Annotated in this window: 20 protein-coding genes; 9 read left to right on the top strand and 11 right to left on the bottom strand. The window is 61.3% G+C overall.

Features of this window, described 5'->3' with window-relative positions; all coding sequences use genetic code 11:
* Positions 1-95 precede the first annotated feature (95 nt).
* On the top strand, positions 96-539 hold the full coding sequence (locus BFL40_RS26395; protein ID WP_071486693.1) for an anti-virulence regulator CigR family protein: 444 nt from the start codon (positions 96-98) through the stop codon (positions 537-539).
* A gap of 30 nt (positions 540-569) precedes the next feature.
* Here BFL40_RS26395 and BFL40_RS26390 read toward each other — a convergent pair whose 3' ends face one another.
* From BFL40_RS26390 to BFL40_RS26365, 6 genes are all read right to left on the bottom strand, one after another.
* Entirely contained in the window at positions 570-1,874 is a 1,305-nt protein-coding gene (locus BFL40_RS26390) for an MFS transporter (RefSeq protein WP_071486692.1), read from the bottom strand.
* Positions 1,875-1,978: 104 nt separating this feature from the next.
* On the bottom strand, positions 1,979-3,127 hold the full coding sequence (gene dgoD, locus BFL40_RS26385) for a galactonate dehydratase (RefSeq protein ID WP_071486691.1): 1,149 nt from the start codon (positions 3,125-3,127) through the stop codon (positions 1,979-1,981).
* 47 nt (positions 3,128-3,174) lie between these two features.
* The gene (locus BFL40_RS26380) at positions 3,175-3,795 is read right to left on the bottom strand and encodes a 2-dehydro-3-deoxy-6-phosphogalactonate aldolase (RefSeq protein WP_071486690.1); all 621 of its coding nucleotides are present in this window, start codon (positions 3,793-3,795) and stop codon (positions 3,175-3,177) included.
* Position 3,796: 1 nt separating this feature from the next.
* Positions 3,797-4,762, bottom strand: a complete 966-nt coding sequence (locus BFL40_RS26375) for a 2-dehydro-3-deoxygalactonokinase (RefSeq protein ID WP_071486689.1) — start codon at positions 4,760-4,762, stop codon at positions 3,797-3,799.
* A 164-nt stretch (positions 4,763-4,926) separates the two neighbouring features.
* Positions 4,927-5,253 carry a DOPA 4,5-dioxygenase family protein gene (locus tag BFL40_RS26370; RefSeq protein ID WP_071486688.1) on the bottom strand — a complete coding sequence of 109 codons (327 nt, stop codon included), beginning with the start codon at positions 5,251-5,253 and terminating at the stop codon, positions 4,927-4,929.
* Between the two features lie 31 nt (positions 5,254-5,284).
* Positions 5,285-6,235, bottom strand: a complete 951-nt coding sequence (locus BFL40_RS26365) for a choline sulfate utilization transcriptional regulator (protein ID WP_071486687.1) — start codon at positions 6,233-6,235, stop codon at positions 5,285-5,287.
* 103 nt (positions 6,236-6,338) lie between these two features.
* Here BFL40_RS26365 and betC point away from each other — a divergent pair, with 103 nt between their 5' ends.
* The 3 genes from betC (at position 6,339) to BFL40_RS26350 (ending at position 10,439) form a co-directional block, all read left to right on the top strand.
* Complete coding sequence (gene betC / locus BFL40_RS26360; protein ID WP_071486686.1) at positions 6,339-7,853, top strand: choline-sulfatase; 1,515 nt, start codon at positions 6,339-6,341, stop codon at positions 7,851-7,853.
* Between the two features lie 15 nt (positions 7,854-7,868).
* On the top strand, positions 7,869-8,798 hold the full coding sequence (gene choX, locus BFL40_RS26355) for a choline ABC transporter substrate-binding protein (protein ID WP_071486685.1): 930 nt from the start codon (positions 7,869-7,871) through the stop codon (positions 8,796-8,798).
* Positions 8,799-8,870: 72 nt separating this feature from the next.
* Positions 8,871-10,439: a SulP family inorganic anion transporter gene (locus BFL40_RS26350; protein ID WP_071486684.1), complete on the top strand. Its 1,569-nt coding sequence runs from the start codon at positions 8,871-8,873 to the stop codon at positions 10,437-10,439.
* Between the two features lie 63 nt (positions 10,440-10,502).
* Here the strand turns inward: BFL40_RS26350 and aroE are convergent, their stop codons facing one another.
* Together aroE and hemF are read right to left on the bottom strand one after the other, a co-directional pair.
* Positions 10,503-11,327 carry a shikimate dehydrogenase gene (aroE, locus tag BFL40_RS26345; protein WP_071486683.1) on the bottom strand — a complete coding sequence of 275 codons (825 nt, stop codon included), beginning with the start codon at positions 11,325-11,327 and terminating at the stop codon, positions 10,503-10,505.
* Positions 11,327-12,259, bottom strand: a complete 933-nt coding sequence (hemF, locus tag BFL40_RS26340) for an oxygen-dependent coproporphyrinogen oxidase (protein ID WP_071486682.1) — start codon at positions 12,257-12,259, stop codon at positions 11,327-11,329. Before hemF ends, aroE begins: the two co-directional genes overlap by 1 nt.
* Before the next feature lie 159 nt (positions 12,260-12,418).
* Between hemF and BFL40_RS26335 the strand changes: the two genes are divergently transcribed.
* Complete coding sequence (locus BFL40_RS26335; RefSeq protein ID WP_071486681.1) at positions 12,419-13,396, top strand: NADPH:quinone reductase; 978 nt, start codon at positions 12,419-12,421, stop codon at positions 13,394-13,396.
* A gap of 67 nt (positions 13,397-13,463) precedes the next feature.
* Here the strand turns inward: BFL40_RS26335 and tsaC are convergent, their stop codons facing one another.
* The 3 genes from tsaC to BFL40_RS26320 all read right to left on the bottom strand — a co-directional run bounded on the left by tsaC (position 13,464) and on the right by BFL40_RS26320 (position 16,010).
* Positions 13,464-14,021 carry an L-threonylcarbamoyladenylate synthase type 1 TsaC gene (tsaC, locus tag BFL40_RS26330; RefSeq protein WP_071486680.1) on the bottom strand — a complete coding sequence of 186 codons (558 nt, stop codon included), beginning with the start codon at positions 14,019-14,021 and terminating at the stop codon, positions 13,464-13,466.
* Between the two features lie 54 nt (positions 14,022-14,075).
* Positions 14,076-15,170 carry a DNA-processing protein DprA gene (gene dprA / locus BFL40_RS26325; protein ID WP_071486679.1) on the bottom strand — a complete coding sequence of 365 codons (1,095 nt, stop codon included), beginning with the start codon at positions 15,168-15,170 and terminating at the stop codon, positions 14,076-14,078.
* Positions 15,171-15,233: 63 nt separating this feature from the next.
* Entirely contained in the window at positions 15,234-16,010 is a 777-nt protein-coding gene (locus BFL40_RS26320; RefSeq protein WP_071486678.1) for a peptidoglycan-binding protein, read from the bottom strand.
* 135 nt (positions 16,011-16,145) lie between these two features.
* On the opposite strand from BFL40_RS26320, the gene def reads away from it, so the two are divergent.
* The 4 genes from def (at position 16,146) to trkA (ending at position 20,384) form a co-directional block, all read left to right on the top strand.
* Positions 16,146-16,652: a peptide deformylase gene (gene def, locus BFL40_RS26315; protein WP_071486677.1), complete on the top strand. Its 507-nt coding sequence runs from the start codon at positions 16,146-16,148 to the stop codon at positions 16,650-16,652.
* A 69-nt stretch (positions 16,653-16,721) separates the two neighbouring features.
* On the top strand, positions 16,722-17,681 hold the full coding sequence (fmt, locus tag BFL40_RS26310) for a methionyl-tRNA formyltransferase (protein ID WP_071486676.1): 960 nt from the start codon (positions 16,722-16,724) through the stop codon (positions 17,679-17,681).
* Positions 17,678-18,988 (top strand): 16S rRNA (cytosine(967)-C(5))-methyltransferase RsmB, encoded by a 1,311-nt coding sequence (gene rsmB, locus BFL40_RS26305; protein WP_071486675.1) that lies wholly within the window; start codon positions 17,678-17,680, stop codon positions 18,986-18,988. Before fmt ends, rsmB begins: the two co-directional genes overlap by 4 nt.
* 22 nt (positions 18,989-19,010) lie before the next feature.
* Entirely contained in the window at positions 19,011-20,384 is a 1,374-nt protein-coding gene (gene trkA / locus BFL40_RS26300; protein WP_071486674.1) for a Trk system potassium transporter TrkA, read from the top strand.
* Positions 20,385-20,395: the final 11 nt, after the last annotated feature.

Raw genomic sequence — 20,395 nt, 5'->3', positions numbered from 1 at the left:
AAACTGTCGATTCAGTACCTAAACTGACAAGACCAAGGGATTTCGAACCCGGTTCGAAATCCCTTTTTGCTGTTTGTGCAGTTGAGGAATGCTCGATGAAAATGCCCAAATCCGTAATTGCCGGCCTCGGCGTGCTGGTGCTTGGCGCCAGCGCCCTGGTACAAGCCGCTCCTTATGACCAAGGTGGCGGCCCTGATCGTGGCGGCCCGCAAGGCCAGCACGAACAACGTGGTGATGACCATCGCGGCCCACAGGACAATCGCCGTGGCGGCCCGCCCCAGGATTTCGGCCCGGTACGGCAGATCATCCATGACAACCATGGCCAATTCTCCCGTGGCGCACCGCCACCGCCAAATGTACGTCTGGTACGCGGTCAGCCGTTGCCACGCGGCTACTACGGCGAACGCCTCGACAACCGCGCCCTGTCTCGCCTGCCGATTTACCAGGGTTACGAATGGCGCCGTTCCGGGCCTGACGTAGTGTTGATCGCCGTGGGTACAGGCATCGTCTACGAAATCCTGGACGGCGTACTGAACTGAACCTGATAGCGGGCGGCTTTGCGCCGCCCGCTACAACTCGATCCGCTCGACCTTGCCCACCAGCAGCACATAGGACAAAGCCCCTAGCAACGCCAGCACCGCGATATAGGTAATCGCCGGTGCAAACGAATCACCGCTGGCCAAAAAGCCAATCACGATCGGCGTGGTGATCGCCGACAAGTTACCGATGAAGTTGAACACGCCCCCCGTCAGCCCCAGCAACCGTGCAGGCGCCAAGGTCGACACCAGCGACCAGGTGATCGACGCCAAGCCATTCCCAAAGAACGCTACCGCCAGAAACGCAATCACCCATGCCGTCGAATCCACGTAGTTGGCGCCGATGATCGCCGTGGAAATCAGCAGTCCACCAATGATCGGCAACTTGCGTGCAAAACCCACCGATGTGCCCCGGCGAATCAGCCAGTCAGAAAAAATCCCGGAACACAGCACCCCGACGAACGCCGCCAGGAAAGGCAATGACGCCAACAGGCCGGACTTGATGAAGTCCATACCGCGATATTTCACCAGGTAGGTCGGAAACCACGTCAGAAAAAACCACAGCGTGGAGTTGAGGCAGAACTGCCCCAGGTAAATACCCCAGAGCTTGCGCTTGCTCAGCACGATCCCCAGGTCGACCCAACTGAACGGGGCCTTGGCCGTTTGCGCCTGGATATCCACCAAGCCGCCGCCTTCACGGATCAGCTCGATTTCCGCCGCGTTGGCACCTTTGAAGTCCTTCGGCTCGCGGTACACCGCGTACCAGATTGCGGCCCACAAAATGCCCACGCCACCGGTGGCGACAAACACCATGTGCCAGCCGAATTCGTGCTGCAGCCAGGCCAACACCGGCGTCAGAAACGCCAGCCCGACAAACTGCCCCGAGGTGTAGAAACCAATCGCCGTGGCACGCTCGCGCTCGGGAAACCAGGTGGTGACCACGCGACTGTTGATCGGGTAGGCCGGCGCTTCCAAAGCGCCCACCGCCATGCGCAAAACGAACAGCGCGATAAAGCTGGCGGCAAAACCGAGCATCACGGTGGCAATCGACCACAGCAGCAGCGCTACGCTGTAGAGAATGCGCGGCGGCACCCGGTCCACCAGCCAGCCACCGGGGATTTGCATGGCCGCGTAGGTCCAGCCGAAGGCAGAGAAGATCAGCCCGACATGCACCGGGTCGATCCCCAGTTCGCTGGTCAGCGCCGGGGCGGCAATCGACAGGTTGCTGCGGTCGAGGTAGTTGATCACCACGGTGATAAACAGCAGCACCATGATGAAGTAGCGCTTTCTGCTGGGCGTAACTAAAGACGCCTGCCCGGTGAAGGATTCAGGATGCATGGGGGTTGCCTCTTCTTATGTTTATTGAGGACAGGTCTTACTGAAGAAACCGGCTCCACTGATCGTTCCCACGCTCCGCGTGGGAACGATCAGTGGAGAAGTCATCACCACTCGGCAAAGCTGCCGTCGGCATGGCGCCAGATCGGGTTGCGCCAGCGATGACCAATCGCGGCACGCTCAATCACGTATTCCTCGTTGATCTCGATACCCAGTCCTGGCCCGTTGGGGATCTTCACAAAGCCTTTGTCATAGTCGAACACGCCTGGGTCTTTCACGTAGTCGAGCAAGTCATTGCTCTCGTTGTAGTGAATGCCCAGGCTTTGCTCCTGGATAAACGCGTTGTAGCAAACCGCGTCCAATTGCAGGCAGGCAGCCAAGGCAATCGGGCCCAGCGGGCAGTGCAGGGCCAGGGCCACGTCGTAGGCTTCAGCCATGTTGGCGATCTTGCGGGTTTCGGTGATGCCACCGGCGTGTGAGGCGTCCGGCTGGATGATGTCGACGTAGCCTTCGCTGAGCACGCGCTTGAAGTCCCAGCGCGAGAACAGGCGCTCGCCCAAGGCAATCGGGGTGCTGGTCAGCGGCGCCAGTTCTTTCAACGCTTCGTAGTTTTCGCTGAGTACCGGCTCTTCGATAAACATCAGTTTGTAGGGGTCCAACTCTTTCATCAGCACCTTGGCCATGGGCTTGTGCACGCGGCCATGGAAGTCGACGCCGATGCCGACGTTAGGGCCGACGGCATCGCGCACGGCAGCCACGTTGGCCAGGGCCAGGTCGACTTTTTCGAAGCTGTCGACGAACTGCAATTCTTCGGTACCGTTCATTTTCACCGCAGTAAAGCCACGGGCCACGGCCTCTTTGGCGGCGCGCGCGGTGTCGGCAGGGCGGTCGCCGCCGATCCACGAGTAAACGCGGATTTTATCGCGCACTTGGCCACCGAGCAGGTCGCTCACCGACACGCCGAGCGCCTTACCCTTGATGTCCCACAGCGCCTGGTCGATACCGGCGAGGGCGCTCATGTGCACCGCGCCACCACGGTAGAAACCGCCGCGATAGAGCACGGTCCAGATGTCTTCGATATTGCGTGGGTCTTTGCCGATCAGGTAGTCGGACAGTTCCTCGACCGCAGCCGCGACGGTGTGGGCACGGCCCTCCACCACAGGTTCACCCCAGCCGGTCACGCCCTGATCGGTTTCGACTTTGAGGAAGCACCAGCGCGGCGGGACGATAAAGGTCGTCAGTTTGGTGATTTTCATCTGTTATCTCTCTTATAGATGCAGCGCCTGTGGGCGCGGAACTTGAATCAGCTCAGGGCTTTCCAGGCGGCGACATACGCCTGGGCGCGGCCTGCTACCTGATCCACCGTCATACCCGGTTTGAACAACCCGGAACCCAGCCCGAACCCTTTGGCGCCGGCGTCGATAAACACCTGCATGTTGTCCGGGGTAATACCGCCCACCGGCAGCAGCAATGTGCCGGCTGGCAACACCGCAAGCCACGCCTTGATCACCGCCGGGCCCATTTGCTCGGCCGGGAACAGCTTCAACACGTCGGCGCCTTCGGCCAGTGCAGCGAAGGCTTCGGTAGGCGTAGCCACACCCGGTGACAGATACAGGCCTGCGGCCTTTGCTGCACGCAACACCTTGGCATCGCTGTGGGGCATCACGATGACTTGGCCACCGGCGGCCTTGACGTGCTCGACCTGCTCCGGCGTCAGCACCGTGCCGGCACCGATCAGGCAATCGGCGGGCAGCGTGTCGCGCAGGGTGCGGATGCTGGTGTAAGGGTCCGGCGAATTCAGCGGTACTTCGATCACCCGGAAACCGGCCTCATAGAGAACCCGGCCAATCACCTCAGCTTCGTCCGGGTGCACGCCGCGCAGGATTGCGATCAAACCGTTTTGTGAGAGTGCTTGCTTGAGCATGTCAGGCCTCCGATACAGGTTGAGTAAGCCCAGCCGCCACTGCCAGTTGCCACAGGCCGCGCTCGGTGGCTTCTTGCGCCAGGCTGACGTGGGCAAAGCCGCAGAGGGCGAGGGCGCGTTGGTAGCGAGCGCAAAGCGGTGCAGCGCCGACCAGGATGATCGGCTGGTGTTTTGCGCCGCCCGGCAAGCCGGCGAGTTCGTGGCCAATGAGCAGGCCAGACAAATAATCGGGCTGCTGGTCGGGAGTCAGCTCGGCGGTCAGCCCGAGGGTGCGGGCGCTGAACAACGTCGACAGCACGCCGCGCCGGCCGTCTGTCGACAACGCCACCGCGACGCCCCGGTCAAACGCCTCAGCCTGGAATTGCTCGGATATTTGTTGAGTGCGACCGAGGATGCTGTGCTTGCTCAGCACCGCGAACAGTTCACCGGTCATGAAGGTGTCGAAGTGAGTGATACGGCCTTCGACTACTTCAACCCATTTGGAATGGCTGCCGGGCAGACCGATCAACAGTTCACCGTTCATCGCCAAGGTTTGCAGCACCCCGAGCACTTGGGTTTCTTCGCCGCGCATCACATTGGGCAAACCAACCTGCTCGATCACGCCCGGCACGATATGCACATCGACACCGCGCAGGCTGCGCACGCGGTGCAGCGCCTGGCCCAAGCCGGCCACGTCGACGGGGGTGTTGCGGTAGGCCGCTTCGCTCCAACCCTGGGCGCTGCCAACCATGCCGCAAGCGATCACCGGGAGGTTTGGCTGGGCATCAAGCCAATCGCCACAGGCTGCATCGAACGCCAACTCGAAGCCATCGCTGCAACGAACGCCGGCAATCTCCCGGGGTTCGTTGGGCAGGTGCATGATCCCGAACGCCAACGAGCGCTGTTCGAGCACCACGCCCGCCGGGCCGAGTTTATAAGCACGAAGGGAGCTGGTGCCCCAGTCGAGCGCGATCAATTGCGCCTGCATCGCTTCACCTGAAATGAGTGGGTGCTGAAAAAAGCAGATGGGCGAATATAAACCTATGGGCAGCCATATCTCAATATATAAATAACAGTCCCACATATTGAGACACAGACAAACAAAACCCCGCCCTTTTTTACAAGAGGCGGGGCTGGCGTTTGAGACAGTGATTAAAAAGTAGACAGATCCAGCTCGCGCATCGCCCCCATCCAGACCGCATAGTCGGTGTGATCCTTCAGGTCGTCGCCGGTATCCGGATGCAGGAATACCACCAACCCGTTGCGATGCAGCACCAGCCACGGCAGCACCACGCCGAGGTATTGCGGCTCGAACGCCAGCTGGCAGCTCCAATCCGGGTGCGGGCCGACCGGCCGTTCATGCACGCGGCCCATGTGCAGGGGGAAGCGTTGCGCAGCGTCTTCACACAACTTGCGCGCTTGGTCGATCGTGCTGGCGTCGAAGTAAATATGGGCGTGATAGCCCTTGATAGGTTGCATGGCGAATTCCAGATCCAATATGCGCCAAATCCTAGACCGCAATGGACGGCAGGGCCAGCCCGGTCAGCGACTGCGCGCTACTGGCTTGCTCGGCCACCAGCCAGTCGACAAAGCGCTCGACCAACTGCCCCCGGCGTTTGCGCTGAGGCTGCACCACGTAATAACCAAAGCGCGAGATCACCGTGTCGCCGATCGGCCGGCACAGCCAGTTCTGCTCCAGCAAGTTATCCACCAGGTGACGCCAGCCGATGGCCACGCCCTGGCCGGCAATCGCCGCCTGGATTAGCAGGGTGTAATTGTCGAAGCGCAGTTGGCCGGGGGTCGGTGAAGCAGTAATGCCCAGTTCGCGAAATACGCCGCTCCAGTCGAACCACTGGCTGTTGTTTTCCTGGCGCAGGTGCAACAACGGGTAATCGTGCAAATTCTGCACGGTCAACGGCGTGGCCTGTTCCTTTAGCCACTGCGGGCTGCACACCGGGAACACTTCCTCATTAAACAACCACAGGCTATCGCCCTGCTTGAAACGGCCATCGCCGAACAACACCGCCACGTCGATATCGCTGCGCAAGGTGGCGTGGTTGCGTTCGCTGGTGACGAGGCTGACATCGACCTGGGGGTTGGCCTGGTGGAAACGATGCAGGCGTGGCATCAGCCAGTAGGCGGCAAAGGCAAAGTCGGTGGCCACTTGCAGCACTTCATGCTGGTCTTGCTGAGTGATGCTGCTCAAGCCTTGGTTGATGGTCTGCAGGCCACCTTGCACGTGCTCAAACAGCAGAGCGCCCGCGTCAGTCAGTTCGATGCCACGGTAGATGCGATCGAACAAACGCAACCCAAGCTGTTCTTCGAGGCGTTTGATCTGCTGGCTGATGGCCGGCTGGGTGGCGCCCAGCTCCATCGCAGCCGCGGTAAAGCTGCGGTGACGCGCCGCCGCTTCAAACGCGCGGAGCAGGTCGAGGGACACATCACCGAGGGCTTCATACATAAGCTGTGCTTATCCTAGACATTGCTTTTCATGGGCTTTACCCCATTTTCCATGGGCTGCATGCTCATTGGCATAAACACCGCCTATGGAATGCCGAGAACCCATGAAGCGCAAGAACATTCTTTTCATCATGGCCGATCAAATGGCCGCGCCGTTACTTCCGTTCTACGGTTCTTCGCCCATCAAGTTGCCGAATCTGAGCCGCCTCGCCGAACAGGGCGTGGTGTTCGACGCCGCCTACTGCAACAGCCCACTGTGCGCGCCGTCGCGTTTCACCCTGGTCAGCGGCCAATTGCCGAGCAAGATCGGCGCCTACGACAACGCGGCCGATTTCCCCGCCGATGTACCGACCTATGCCCACTACCTGCGCCGCCTGGGCTACCGCACCGCGCTGTCGGGCAAGATGCACTTTTGCGGGCCGGACCAACTGCACGGCTACGAAGAGCGCCTGACCAGCGACATCTACCCGGCCGACTATGGCTGGGCGGTGAACTGGGATGAGCCGGACGTACGACCCACCTGGTACCACAACATGTCCTCGGTGCTGCAAGCCGGGCCGTGTGTGCGTACCAACCAGCTGGATTTCGACGAAGAGGTGGTGTTCAAGGCGCAGCAATATCTGTTCGACCATATCCGCGAGGACGGCGACCAGCCGTTCTGCCTCACCGTGTCGATGACCCATCCACACGACCCGTACACCATTCCCAAGCCGTTCTGGGATCTCTACGACGACGCCGACATCCCTTTGCCTGCGCCGCTGGCTCAGGACGAACTCGACCCACATTCCCAACGGCTGCTCAAGGTCTACGACTTGTGGGACAAGCCGCTGCCGCTGAACAAGATCCGCGATGCGCGCCGTGCCTACTTCGGCGCGTGCAGTTACATCGACAGCAATGTCGGCAAGCTACTGCAAACCCTGGAAGACACTGGCCTGGCCGACGACACGATCATCATCTTCTCCGGCGACCACGGCGACATGCTCGGCGAACGTGGCCTCTGGTACAAAATGCATTGGTTTGAAATGGCCGCCCGCGTGCCGCTGCTGGTCTGTGCGCCAGGGCAATTTGCCGCTGGCCGCGTGACACAGGCGGTTTCGACTGCTGACCTGTTGCCGACGCTAGTGGAACTGGCCGGCGGCGAACTGGACACGCGTTTGCAGTTGGACGGCCGCTCACTGGTTCCGCACTTGCAGGGGCAGGGCGGGCATGACGAAGTGTTTGGCGAATACATGGCCGAGGGCACCATCAGCCCGCTGATGATGATTCGCCGTGGCGCCTTCAAATTCATCTACAGCGAAGACGACCCCTGTCTGCTGTTTGATGTACACAACGACCCACGGGAGCAGGAAGAACTCAGTCAGTCGCCGCAGCATCGGGCGCTGTTTGCAGCCTTCCTGAACGAGGCGCGGGCCAAATGGGACATCCCGGCGATCCACCAACAGGTGCTCGCCAGCCAACGCCGCCGTCGTCTGGTCAGCCAGGCGCTGACCCAGGGCACGCTGAAGAGCTGGGATCACCAGCCACTGGTGGACGCCAGTCAGCAATACATGCGCAACCATATCGACCTCGACGACCTGGAGCGCAAGGCACGTTATCCACAACCCTGCCAAAACCAATAAAACAGAGGGACGGCCATGCAAAAGTTAACGGTGATGCTGAGTTTAGGGGCATTGGGAATACTGGCGTTGAGCAGCGCCAACGTGTACGCGGACACCCGCTGTGACACGGTGAAAATGGCCGATCCGGGCTGGAGCGATATTGCTGCCACCAACGCCATCACCGGTTTTCTGTTGAACGGCATGGGCTACAAGACCAAGGTCGACACCTTGGCGGTGCCGATCACGTTTGGCGGGCTTAAGGACGGCCAGGTGGATGTGTTCCTGGGTAACTGGATGCCGGCGCAGCAAGGCTTCTACGACAAGTTCGTGGCCAATGGCGATGTGGTGCAACTGGCGAAAAATCTGGATGGCACCGAGTTCACCCTCGCCGTGCCGGACTACGTGTGGGAGGCCGGGGTACATGATTTTTCCGACCTGAACAAGTTTGCCGACAAGTTCGACAAGAAGATCTACGGCATCGGCTCCGGCGCGCCGGCGAATATCTCGTTGCAAGAGATCATCAAGAAGAACGACTTCGACCTCGGTCAGTGGAAGCTGATCGAGTCCAGCGAACAGGCGATGCTCGCCGAAGTCTCGCGGGCGGTGAAGAAACAACGTTTCGTCACCTTCCTCGGCTGGACGCCGCACCCGATGAACGTGCAGTTGAAAATGCACTACCTCAAGGGCGGCGAGAAATACTTTGGGGACAAAGGCAGCGTGTACACCTTGACCCGCAAAGGTTATGCACAGGCCTGCCCGAATGTCGGGAAGCTGCTGACCAACCTGAGTTTTACCCAGGCAATGGAGAACAGCATCATGGCTGAAGTGGCCAACAACAAGCTCAGCAATGCCGATGCGGCGAAGGCGTGGATCAAGGCTAATCCGGCGGTGTTGGATAAGTGGCTTGAGGGCGTGAAGACTGTGGATGGCCAGGATGCGTTGGCCGCGGTGAAAGCCAAACTCTAAAGCCTGGAACTCGACAGCTGCTACGCATCACCAACTGATACTCTGGCTCAAACCTTACAACCCGAGTTCGCGATGCCCCGGCCCAACCGCCACACACTCTTTCCGTTCCTCAGCTGGCTCCCGCGCCAAACCCGTGCCAGTGTCGGCCGGGACGCGATCGTCGGCCTCAGTGGTGCCGTGCTCGCCTTGCCGCAGTCGATTGCCTACGCGCTGATCGCCGGTCTCCCACCGGAATACGGCTTGTACGCTGCCATCATCCCGGTACTGATCGCTTGCCTCTGGGGTTCATCGTGGCACCTGATCTGCGGCCCGACGGCGGCAATTTCCATCGTGCTCTACGCCAGTGTCAGCCCCCTGGCCGTGCCGGGGTCACAGGACTACATCACGCTAATCCTGCTGCTGACATTCCTCGCCGGTGTATTCCAGTGGTTGCTGGGCATGCTGCGCTTCGGCGCGCTGGTGAATTTCGTCTCCCATTCGGTGGTGCTGGGTTTCACCTTGGGTGCCGCCGTGGTGATTGCCCTGGGGCAGTTGCCCAATCTGTTGGGGTTGGACTTGCCAAGCCAGGCCACGGCAATCAACAGTTTGATGGCGCTCATTGATCACGCTGGGGAATGGGACCACGCCTCCCTCGTCCTGGGATTGGGCACCTTAACGGTAGGCGTGCTGCTCAAATATCTGGCCCCCCGTTGGCCGTCATTGTTGATCACCCTGGTGCTGGGCAGCCTGGTGGCCTGGCTGTGGCCGGCAATGTTCGGGCACGTGGCGCTGGTCAGCTCGTTTGTCGGCAAGCTGCCGCCGTTCAGCCCATTGCCGATGGACCTGGACATGCTCCTGCGCCTGCTGCCCAGTGCCGTGGCGGTGGGTATGCTGGGGCTGGTGACGAGCCTGTCGATTGCCCGCTCACTGTCGGCACGCTCGCAACAGTTGCTTGATGCGAACCAGGAAGTTCGCGCGCAGGGTTTATCCAATATCGTGGGCGGATTTTTCTCCGGATACTTGTCGGCCGGTTCGTTTACTCGCTCGGGTCTGAGTTACGAGGCGGGTGCCTGCTCGCCGTTAGCGGGGGTGTTTTCCGCGCTGTGGGTGGCGCTGTTCGCGTTGTTTGGCGCAGCGCTGATCGCGCATATACCCATCCCCAGCATGGCCGCCAGCATCCTGCTGATTTGCTGGGGCCTGGTGGACCATCGGGGCATTCGCGCGTTGTTCCGCGTGAGCCGCGCCGAGTTTGTGGTGATGGGCCTGACGTGCGCCGCCACCTTGCTGCTGGAGCTGCAAACGGCGATTTACGCCGGGGTGCTGGCGTCGTTGTTTTTCTACCTGAAACGCACATCGCAGCCGCGAGTTCAGCAATGGCGCGACGGGGACGAAGATGTGTTGCGGGTGGGCGGTTCGATCTTTTTCGGCGCCAGCCATTACCTGCAAGTACGCCTGCAAAGCCTGCAAGGGGAACGGGTGGTGATCGAGGCGCAGCAGATCAACTTTATCGACTATTCCGGGGTGGAGATGCTGCACCAGGAGGCGCGGAGGTTGCGGGGGTTGGGGCGTAGCCTGACGCTGCGCCGGGCGCGGCCGCAAGTGGTAGAGGAATTAAAGAAATTGGAAGGGGCCGACAACTGCCCCCTCCATTTCGAAGACTGAACGCGGTCAACACTGTGGGAGCTGGCTTGCCAGCTCCCACAGTGGATCTTCACAAGGCTGAAATCACTTGGCAGCCAGTTGCCGGCGCAACTCAGCCAGCACCGGCGCCGAATCCGGGCGCACCCCTCGCCACAGGAAGAACGCTTCCGCTGCCTGCTCCACCAACATGCCCAAGCCATCCATCGCAACGGCTGCGCCTTGCTCAGTAGCCCAGCGGCAGAACGCGGTGGGTTCCTTGGCGTACATCATGTCGTAGCAAAACGTCTTGCCCGGTTCGATGAGGCTTCCCGCAATCGGCGGTACATCGCCTGACAGGCTGGCGGACGTGGCGTTGATGATCACGTCCACCGGCTCACGCAGCCAGTCGAAACCACTGGCAGATACCGGACCCAGATCATCGAACAGCTCAGCCAGCAACTCGGCCTTTTCCACGGTGCGGTTGGCGATGATCAACGAGGCAGGCTGCTCGGCCAGCAACGGCTCCAGCGCTCCTCGCACCGCGCCACCGGCGCCCAGCAACAGGATGCGTTTACCTTGCAGGCTCAACCCAGCGTTTACCGTCAGGTCGCGTACCAGGCCGGCACCGTCGGTGTTATCACCCAACAAACTACCGTCGGCCAACTTGCTCAGCGTGTTCACCGCCCCGGCGCGTTGGGCACGCTCGGTGAGGGTGTTGGCCAAGCGGTAAGCGTCTTCCTTGAACGGAACGGTGACGTTAGCGCCACGGCCTTGTAGAAAAAACTCACGGGCACAGCCGGTGAAATCCTCCAGTGGCGCAAGCAAAGTGCTGTAGTCCAGCTGCTCGCCGGTCTGCTGGGCAAACAGGCGATGGATCAGCGGCGACTTGCTATGGCCAATGGGATTCCCGAAAACGACATAACGATCCATCAGGCACTCGCCTTGGGCGCAGTCACGCCGAGCCAGTCGCGGTCTTGCAGAAAGTAGTCGGTGAGGCGCGCTTCTTCGCTGCCGGCCTCGGCTTTCCAGTCGTAGCTCCAGCGCACTTGGGGCGGCAGCGACATCAGGATCGACTCGGTACGCCCGCCCGATTGCAGGCCGAACAGGGTGCCACGGTCATAGACGAGGTTGAATTCAACATAGCGGCCCCGGCGAAACTCCTGGAATTCGCGCTGCTGCTCGGTATAGGCGGTGGCTTTGCGGCGCTGCACGATCGGCAGGTAAGCGTCGATATACGCGTCACCGATGGCGCGGATGAAGGCGAAGCAGGTGTCGAAGTCCCACTCGTTCAAGTCATCGAAGAACAGGCCGCCGATACCGCGCGGTTCGTTACGGTGCTTGATGTGGAAGTAGGTGTCGCACCAGGCCTTGTAGCGCGAGTACACATCCGGACCAAATGGCGCGCAGGCCTGCTCGGCCACGCGGTGCCAGTGGATGCAGTCTTCTTCGTTGCCATAGTAGGGCGTTAGGTCGAAGCCGCCACCGAACCACCACACCGGCTCTTCGCCTTCTTTTTCAGCGATGAAAAAGCGCACGTTGGCGTGGGAAGTCGGCACATGCGGGTTGTGCGGGTGGATCACCAGCGACACGCCCAGGGCTTCAAACCCGCGACCGGCCAGCTCAGGGCGATGCGCACTGGCGGACGGTGGGAGGCCGCTGCCAAATACGTGGGAAAAGTTAACGCCGCCTTTTTCGATCACCGAACCGTTTTCGATCACACGGGTGCGACCGCCGCCGCCGGCAGGCCGGGTCCAGGCGTCTTCGATGAAGCGAGTGTCCGTCTCGAAGGTTTCCAGGGCGCTGCAAATGCGGTCTTGCAGGTCGAGCAGGTAGGCTTTAACAGCCTCGGTGCGGGTAGTCATGGCATCACCTTGAATCGGGCAAAGCTACGCGAGGCCATTGGGCGTCGGCGGCAAATGGGCGCACAGGATACCACTGCACTCAGGTGCGCCGCAGTTGACGAAGATCAAGCTTAGGAGTCCGATAGGGACCTTCGCAAAATCGACCCAAGGAGAAGGCAGATGGCAAAACGTATCCAGTTCAGCGCCCATGGTGGCCCCGAAGTGCTTGAGTATGTGGACTACACGCCAGCGGAACCTGGCCCGCAACAGGTTCGGGTACGTAACGAGGCCATCGGTCTTAACTTCATCGACACCTATTTCCGCAGCGGCCTGTACGCACCACCAGCCCTACCATCGGGTCTGGGCGCGGAAGGCGCTGGCGTGGTCGACGCGGTGGGCAGCGAAGTCACCCAGTTCAAGGTTGGCGACCGTGTGGCCTACGGCAGTGGCCCGCTGGGTGCCTACAGCGAACTGCATGTGTTGCCCGCCGCCAACCTGGTGCACCTGCCGGATGACATCAGCTTCGAACAAGCCGCCGGTGCGATGCTCAAGGGCCTGACCGTGCAGTACCTGCTGCGCCAAACCTATGAATTGAAGGGCGACGAAACCATCCTGTTCCACGCCGCTGCCGGCGGCGTGGGCTCCCTGGCCTGCCAATGGGCCAAGGCCTTGGGCGTGAAACTGATCGGTACCGTGAGTTCGCCGGAAAAAGCCGCCCTGGCCAAATCCCTCGGCGCCTGGGAAACCATCGACTACAGCAAAGAAAACGTCGCACAGCGCGTGCTGGAGTTGACCGACGGCAAAAAGGTCCCAGTGGTGTACGACGGCGTCGGCAAGGACACCTGGCTGACTTCGTTGGACAGCGTGGCGCCGCGTGGATTGGTGGTGAGTTTCGGTAACGCGTCGGGCGCGGTGGATGGGGTGAACCTGGGGATTCTGGCGGCCAAGGGCTCGCTGTACGTGACCCGGCCAACCTTGGCGACCTATGCCAACAACCCGAAAGCCTTGCAGGTGATGGCGGATGACCTGTTCTCGATGATCAAGAGCGGTAAGGTGCGCATTGATATCAACCAGCGGTATTCGCTGGCGGATGCGGCGAAGGCGCAGACGGAGTTGTCGGGACGGCGGACTACCGGGTCGACCATTCTGTTGCCTTAACACAATAGATATTTGGAGGTTTTGAGGGCCTCATCGCGGGCAAGCCCGCGATGGCCACGCCTCGGTCTCAGGAGGGCCGCACAACCTCACCCGTCGCCAAATCACGAATCAAGCTTGGGTTCTTACGCCCACCCAGAGCCCCACCCAACACCAAATCGACCTGACCGCGGAAATACTGCTCCACGCGAATCCGCGTGCGTGCAGCCGGGCGCCCCTGAGGGTTCGCCGACGTGGAAATCAACGGCCCCACCAGCGAGCACAAATCCCGCACCAGCGGATGATCGCTGACTCGCAGTGCCACCGTGTCGTGCACGCCGGTCACCCATTCGGGCAGTAAGTCCTGATGGGGCACCAGCCAAGTATTCGGGCCTGGCCAAGTACTGGCCATGCGTTCAACCCAGGAGTCCGGGAAGTCTTCAAAGAGAAAATCAAACTGGCGAATATTGTCCGCCACCAGGATCAGGCCCTTATCCACCGAGCGATTCTTGATCGCCAGCAGCCGGTCCACCGCCTCCTCGTTCCACGGGTCGCAGCCCAGGCCCCAGACCGCTTCGGTCGGATAGGCAATCACCGCGCCTGCGCGAATTTCTCGTGCGGCTTCCAGCACACGCCACCTGTTGACCATTGCTCACTCTCCGGACTAAAGCTCTGCGCAGTTTACCGATCTTCGTTACAAAACCTAGCAGCGCGCAAGCCAGCGCCCGCTTTCGCAGATCACCTGGCCTTCGAGTTCCAGCTCCGTAAGGGTTGCCAGTACATGGGACAAGGGCCACCCACTGGCAACCGCCAAGGCCTCGCTGGTGTGGGGTGCCGCATGCAGCAGCACGACCAATGGGTGCGTGACCGGCATCGGCGTTGGGCGCGATAACGCCTGCCAGCCGCGCAAACCTTCCAGAATGTGCTCGATGGTTTCCACCAGCACCGCACCATCGCGAATCAACTGGTGACACCCCTTGGCGCCGGGATGGTGAATCGAGCCCGGGATCGCATACACCTCACGCCCTTGCTCGGCCGCCAGCCGCGCGGTGATCAGCGAACCGCTGGCCATGCTGGCTTCTACCACCAAGACGCCCAGGGACAAGCCACTGATGATCCGATTGCGCCGAGGGAAGTTGCTGGCCTGGGGGGCGGCATCCAGCGGGAACTCGGAAACCACCGCGCTGCCCTGGGCGATCATCGCTGCCGCAAGCTGCCTGTGCCGCTGTGGATAAAAATTTTCGAGTCCGGTGCCGAGCACGCCGATTGTCTGGCCGCCGACATCCAAGGCGGCCTGATGCGCCGCGCCGTCGATGCCCAGAGCGAGGCCACTGGTGATGACAAAACCGGCGCTCGCCAAGCTACGGGAAAAGGCCGCAGCAGTGTCCATGCCGGGACGAGAAGCGCGGCGGCTGCCGACCATGGCCAGTTGCGGTTTTTCCAGAATTTCCGGGTCGCCAGCGACGAATAAAAGCGGCGGCGCGTCATCAATCTGAGCGAGCAGTGCCGGGTACTCAGGTTGGTCAAACATCAGTAAATGCTGGGCTGGAAGGGCCAGCCACGCCAATGCTGCACTCGCCCCGTCACGGACTTCATGACTGCGCCGGGCATCGGCACTGATGGCTGGCAACCCGAGGGAGCGCCAGGCCCCGGCAGGGGCACTGATAGCCTTCGAGGCAGAGCCAAATGCTTCTATCAATAAGCGAAAACGCTTCGGACCCACTTCCGGCAGCCTGTGCAAGCGTAGTCGAGCTTCCAGTTCTGACGGAGAAATTTCACTGCTATTTATCTGAAACATCTGATCATCCTTGATCGGAACAAGCTGTGGATAACTCTGTTGGTAACTTATTTAGCAACCTATTTATTGCGTTTGGTGGGCAGTCTCGAAACGGTCCATCACCGCCAGTGACCGCGAGGCGCTGAGAACCAGGCCATAGCTGAGCTTTTCATAGGTGCGAAACACCAACAGGGTGCCGGCGCGCTCATCGGGAAGTTTCGTCGGGGCACCGGTGAGGCTGTCTCGCACAGTGGCGCCGGTCTTGATCACGCTCAGCAGCTGGCCTTCGACCAAGCCGTCGCGACGGCCTTTATTCAGGGTCACAGCGTCCAGTACGCCAATCTGGGTGACGCCCTTGGGGATGTCGATGATTTGTCCTTCGACGAAGGGCGCAGATTTCGGAACCTCAAGGCTGGCCGGATCAACGGGGGGCTGATCCCGCAGCAAGCGGTCGCCTGGACGAACTTCCTGCGTCACCCGTTGCACCGCCAGGGTGGTGAGATCGCCGGCCATGACAAAGCGTGCGGTGCCGATATCGTCGGCATTCACCCCCAGCAACTCCTGAGTCTCGGGGTCGGTGTAGGCCTTGCCTCGGCGAAAGATCCCATAGTTTGGTTGGGCCGGGTCCAGATCCCCCCTGGCGTGCACGCGCTCACCATTGGCCCCCAGCACCCGCCCGGCGCCGGCCGCAACAATATAAGGCGCGTTATCCAGATCCTGGGGCGTATCGAGAATACGGTTATGCAGTAAAAAGTGCTGGATAGCCTGTTGCATCGATTGATCCAGACGCTGTCCGGGCTGGGGAAGCAGGGCCATGGCGAACGGGGCCCACAGCAGCAAGACGAGTAGCGATTTCCTCATGGGGTGAATCTCCTTTATTATGTGCGTTCGCGTGAACTGCCAGAGCCTTCGCGGCTTTTGAGCGTTTCACACCGGCTGTGTGGGTCCATCCCAACGCCGATTTGTCTCTACCTCACATGTGCAGCAATTACGCTTATGGCTATTTTGAACATCCTCGAATTTCCCGACTCGCGCCTGCGCACGATCGCCAAACCGGTGGCCGTAGTGGACGACAAGGTTCGTCAGTTGGTCGATGACATGTTTGAAACAATGTATGAAGCCCCGGGCATTGGCCTCGCCGCCACCCAGGTCAACGTGCATCAGCGCGTCGTGGTCATGGACCTGTCTGAAGATCGCAGCGAACCGAGGGTTTACATCAACCCTGAGTTCGAACCGCTGACCGAAGAGATGGGTGAGTACCAGGAAGGCTGCCTCTCGGTGCCCGAGTTCTACGAGAACGTCGAGCGCCCGGTGCGCGTGAAGATCAAGGCCCTGGACCGCGACGGCAAGCCGTTCGAGCTGATTGCCGAAGGCCTGTTGGCGGTGTGCATCCAGCATGAATGCGACCACCTCAACGGCAAGCTGTTTGTCGATTACCTGTCCACGCTCAAACGCGACCGGATCAAGAAGAAGCTGGAAAAAAAGCATCGCCAGCAAGCTTGATGCCCTCCTTCCAAAGGCTTGCTGCGGCAAGCCTTTTTCTTTTGTGACTGTTTTTAACCGAGAACTCCCATGACCGAGCCACTGCGCATTGTTTTTGCCGGCACCCCTGAATTCGCCGCCGAACACCTCAAGGCGCTGCTTGCCAGCCCTTATGACATCGTCGCGGTGTACACCCAGCCGGATCGCCCGGCCGGTCGCGGGCAAAAACTGATGCCGAGCCCGGTCAAGCAACTGGCGCTGGAGCACAACATCCCGGTGCTGCAACCGCCGACCCTGCGCAACGCCGAGGCCCAGGCCGAACTGGCTGCGCTGAAGCCGGACCTGCTGGTGGTCGTCGCGTACGGTTTGATCCTGCCGCAAGCGGTGCTGGATATCCCGCGCCTGGGTTGCATTAACAGCCACGCCTCGTTGCTGCCACGCTGGCGCGGTGCGGCGCCAATCCAACGCGCTGTGGAAGCCGGCGACAGTGAAAGCGGTGTGACCGTGATGCGCATGGAGGCGGGTCTGGATACCGGCCCGATGCTGCTGAAAGTCACCACCCCGATCACCGCCGACGACACCGGCGGTAGCCTGCACGATCGCCTCGCCGAGCTGGGCCCGCCCGCCGTGATCCAGGCCATCGCCGGTCTGGCCGCCGGCACCCTGGAAGGCGAAGTGCAGGACGACAGCCTCGCGACCTACGCCCACAAGCTGAACAAAGACGAAGCACGTATCGACTGGAGCCGTCCGGCCGTGGAGCTGGAGCGCCTGGTGCGCGCGTTCAACCCGTGGCCGATCTGCCACAGCACCCTCAACGGCGAAGCCTTGAAGGTGTTGGCCGCCACGTTGGCCGACGGTAAAGGCGCCCCGGGTGAAATCATCGGCGCCAGCAAAGACGGCCTGTTGGTCGCCTGTGGTGAACAAGCGTTGTGTCTGACCCGTCTGCAATTGCCCGGCGGCAAAGCGCTTAATTTCAGCGATTTGTTCAACAGCCGCCGTGAGAAATTTGCCTTGGGCATCGTGCTTGGCCAAGCGGTGGACGCGCAATGAACCCACGTCTGGCCGCCGCCAAGGCTCTCGCCGCCGTACTCAACGGCAAGGCTTCGCTGAACAGTTCGCTGCCGACGCAGTTAGATAAAGTCGAAGACCGCGACCGCGGCTTCACCCAGGACTTGGCTTTTGGCACCGCCCGCTGGCAGCCGCGCTTGTCGGCGCTGGCGGCCAAGCTGTTGCAAAAGCCGTTCAAGGCGGCGGATGCCGATGTCGAAGCGCTGCTGCTGGTCGGCCTCTATCAGTTGCTCTACACCCGTGTACCGGCCCACGCCGCCATTGGCGAAACCGTCGGTTGTGCCGACAAGCTGAAAAAGCCCTGGGCCAAGGCCCTGCTCAACGCCGTGCTGCGCCGCGCCCAGCGTGAAAGCGAAGCGCTGCTGGCCGAGTTGGAACACGACCCGGTGGTGCGTACCGCTCACCCGCGCTGGCTGCAAAACTCCCTGAAAGCCTTCTGGCCTGAGCAATGGGAAGCGATTTGCGCAGCCAACAATGCGCACCCGCCGATGATCCTTCGGGTCAACCGTCGCCATCACAGCCGTGACGCCTACCTGCAATTGCTGACTGACGCCGGTATCAACGCCACGCCGTGCGTGTACAGCATCGACGGCATCGTGCTGGAAGCGGCCACCGACGTGCGCAGCCTGCCGGGCTTTGCCGAAGGCTGGATCAGCGTGCAGGACGAAGCTGCGCAACTGGCCGCCGACTTGCTCGACCTGGCTCCCGGCCAACGCGTGCTCGACGCCTGCTGCGCGCCCGGCGGCAAGACCTGCCATATTCTGGAGGTCGAAAAAGACCTGGCTGGCGTCGTAGCCGTCGACCTGGAAGCCAAGCGCCTGGTGCGCGTGCGGGAAAACCTCGCGCGCCTGGGCCTGAGCGCCGACTTGATCGCCGCCGACGGCCGCGACACCGCCACCTGGTGGGATGGCAAACCCTTCCAGCGCATCTTGCTGGACGCACCGTGTTCCGCCACCGGCGTGATCCGCCGCCACCCGGACATCAAGCTGACCCGTCAACCCGACGACATTGCCGCCCTGGCCGTGCTGCAAGGCGAACTGCTCGACGCGATGTGGCCGACCCTGGAAGTCGGCGGCATCCTGCTTTACGCCACCTGCTCCACCTTGCCCACCGAAAACACTGAGGTGATCGAAGCCTTCCTCGCCCGCACCAGCGGTGCGCGGGAGCTGGACCTCGCCACGACGGCCGGCATCAAGCAGCCCCATGGCCGCCAATTGCTTGCACAGGAAGGCGGCCACGATGGCTTCTACTACGCCAAACTGATCAAGATCGCCGCCGCGCGCGGTTGAACGGGTTTAAGGGAGTGACCGGATGAAAATCATCATCCTTGGGGCAGGGCAGGTCGGCGGCACGCTGGCCGAACATTTGGCCAGCGAAGCCAACGACATCACGGTGGTCGACACCGACAGCGAGCGCCTGCGCAACCTTGGCGACCGCTTGGACATCCGCACCGTGCAAGGCCGTGCATCATTCCCGACGGTACTGCGTCAGGCCGGTGCCGATGACGCCGACATGCTGGTGGCCGTGACCAACAGCGACGAGACCAACATGGTCGCCTGCCAGGTCGCCCACACCCTGTTCCACACCCCGACCAAGATCGCCCGCGTGCGTGAAGCGGCCTATCTGACCCGCGCCGGCCTGTTCGACAACGATGCAATTCCGGTGGACGTGCTGATCAGCCCGGAACAAGTGGTCACCCACTACATCAAGCGCCTGATCGAAATTCCAGGCGCCTTGCAGGTGATCGACTTCGCCGAAGGCAAGGCGCAACTGGTGGCGGTAAAGGCTTATTACGGCGGGCCGTTGGTGGGCCAGCAACTGCGCCAGTTGCGTGAACACATGCCCAATGTGGAAACCCGCGTGGCCGCGATCTTCCGCCGCGACCGGCCGATCCTGCCCCAGGGTGACACGGTGATCGAGGCCGATGACGAAGTGTTTTTCATCGCCGCCAAAGCGAATATTCGCGCAGTGATGAGCGAGATGCGCCGGCTTGATGAGAACTACAAACGCATCGTGATCGCCGGTGGCGGGCAGATCGGCGAACGCCTGGCCGAAGCCATCGAGAGCCGCTACCAGGTGAAGATCATCGAGATGAATCCGGCGCGCTGCCGGCATTTGTCCGACACCCTCGACAGCACTGTCGTACTCCAAGGCAGCGCCTCGGACCGTGACCTGCTGATGGAAGAGAACATCGCCGACGCCGATCTGTTCCTGGCCCTGACCAACGACGACGAGGCCAACATCATGTCTTCGTTGCTGGCCAAACGGCTGGGGGCCAAGAAGGTGATGACCATCATCAACAACCCGGCCTATGTCGACCTGATTCAGGGCGGCGATATCGACATCGCCATCAGCCCGCAGTTGGCGACCATCGGCACCTTGCTGGCGCACGTGCGCCGTGGCGATATCGTCAGCGTGCACTCCCTGCGTCGGGGCGCGGCGGAGGCCATCGAAGCGATTGCCCACGGCGATTCAAAGTCGAGCAAGGTGATCGGCAAAGCGATTCGCGACATTGGCTTGCCGCCGGGCACCACCATCGGCGCGATCATCCGTGATGAAGAGGTGATCATCGCCCACGACGACACGATGATCGCCACGGGTGACCATGTGATCCTGTTCCTTGTGGATAAAAAACATATCCGCGATGTGGAGAAGTTGTTCCACGTGGGGTTGAGCTTTTTCTGATCGAACGGAGT

This window comes from Pseudomonas costantinii (genome assembly GCF_001870435.1).
Taxonomy (GTDB): Bacteria; Pseudomonadota; Gammaproteobacteria; order Pseudomonadales; family Pseudomonadaceae; genus Aquipseudomonas; species Aquipseudomonas costantinii.
This window is presented reverse-complemented; position numbering and strand designations above follow the sequence as displayed.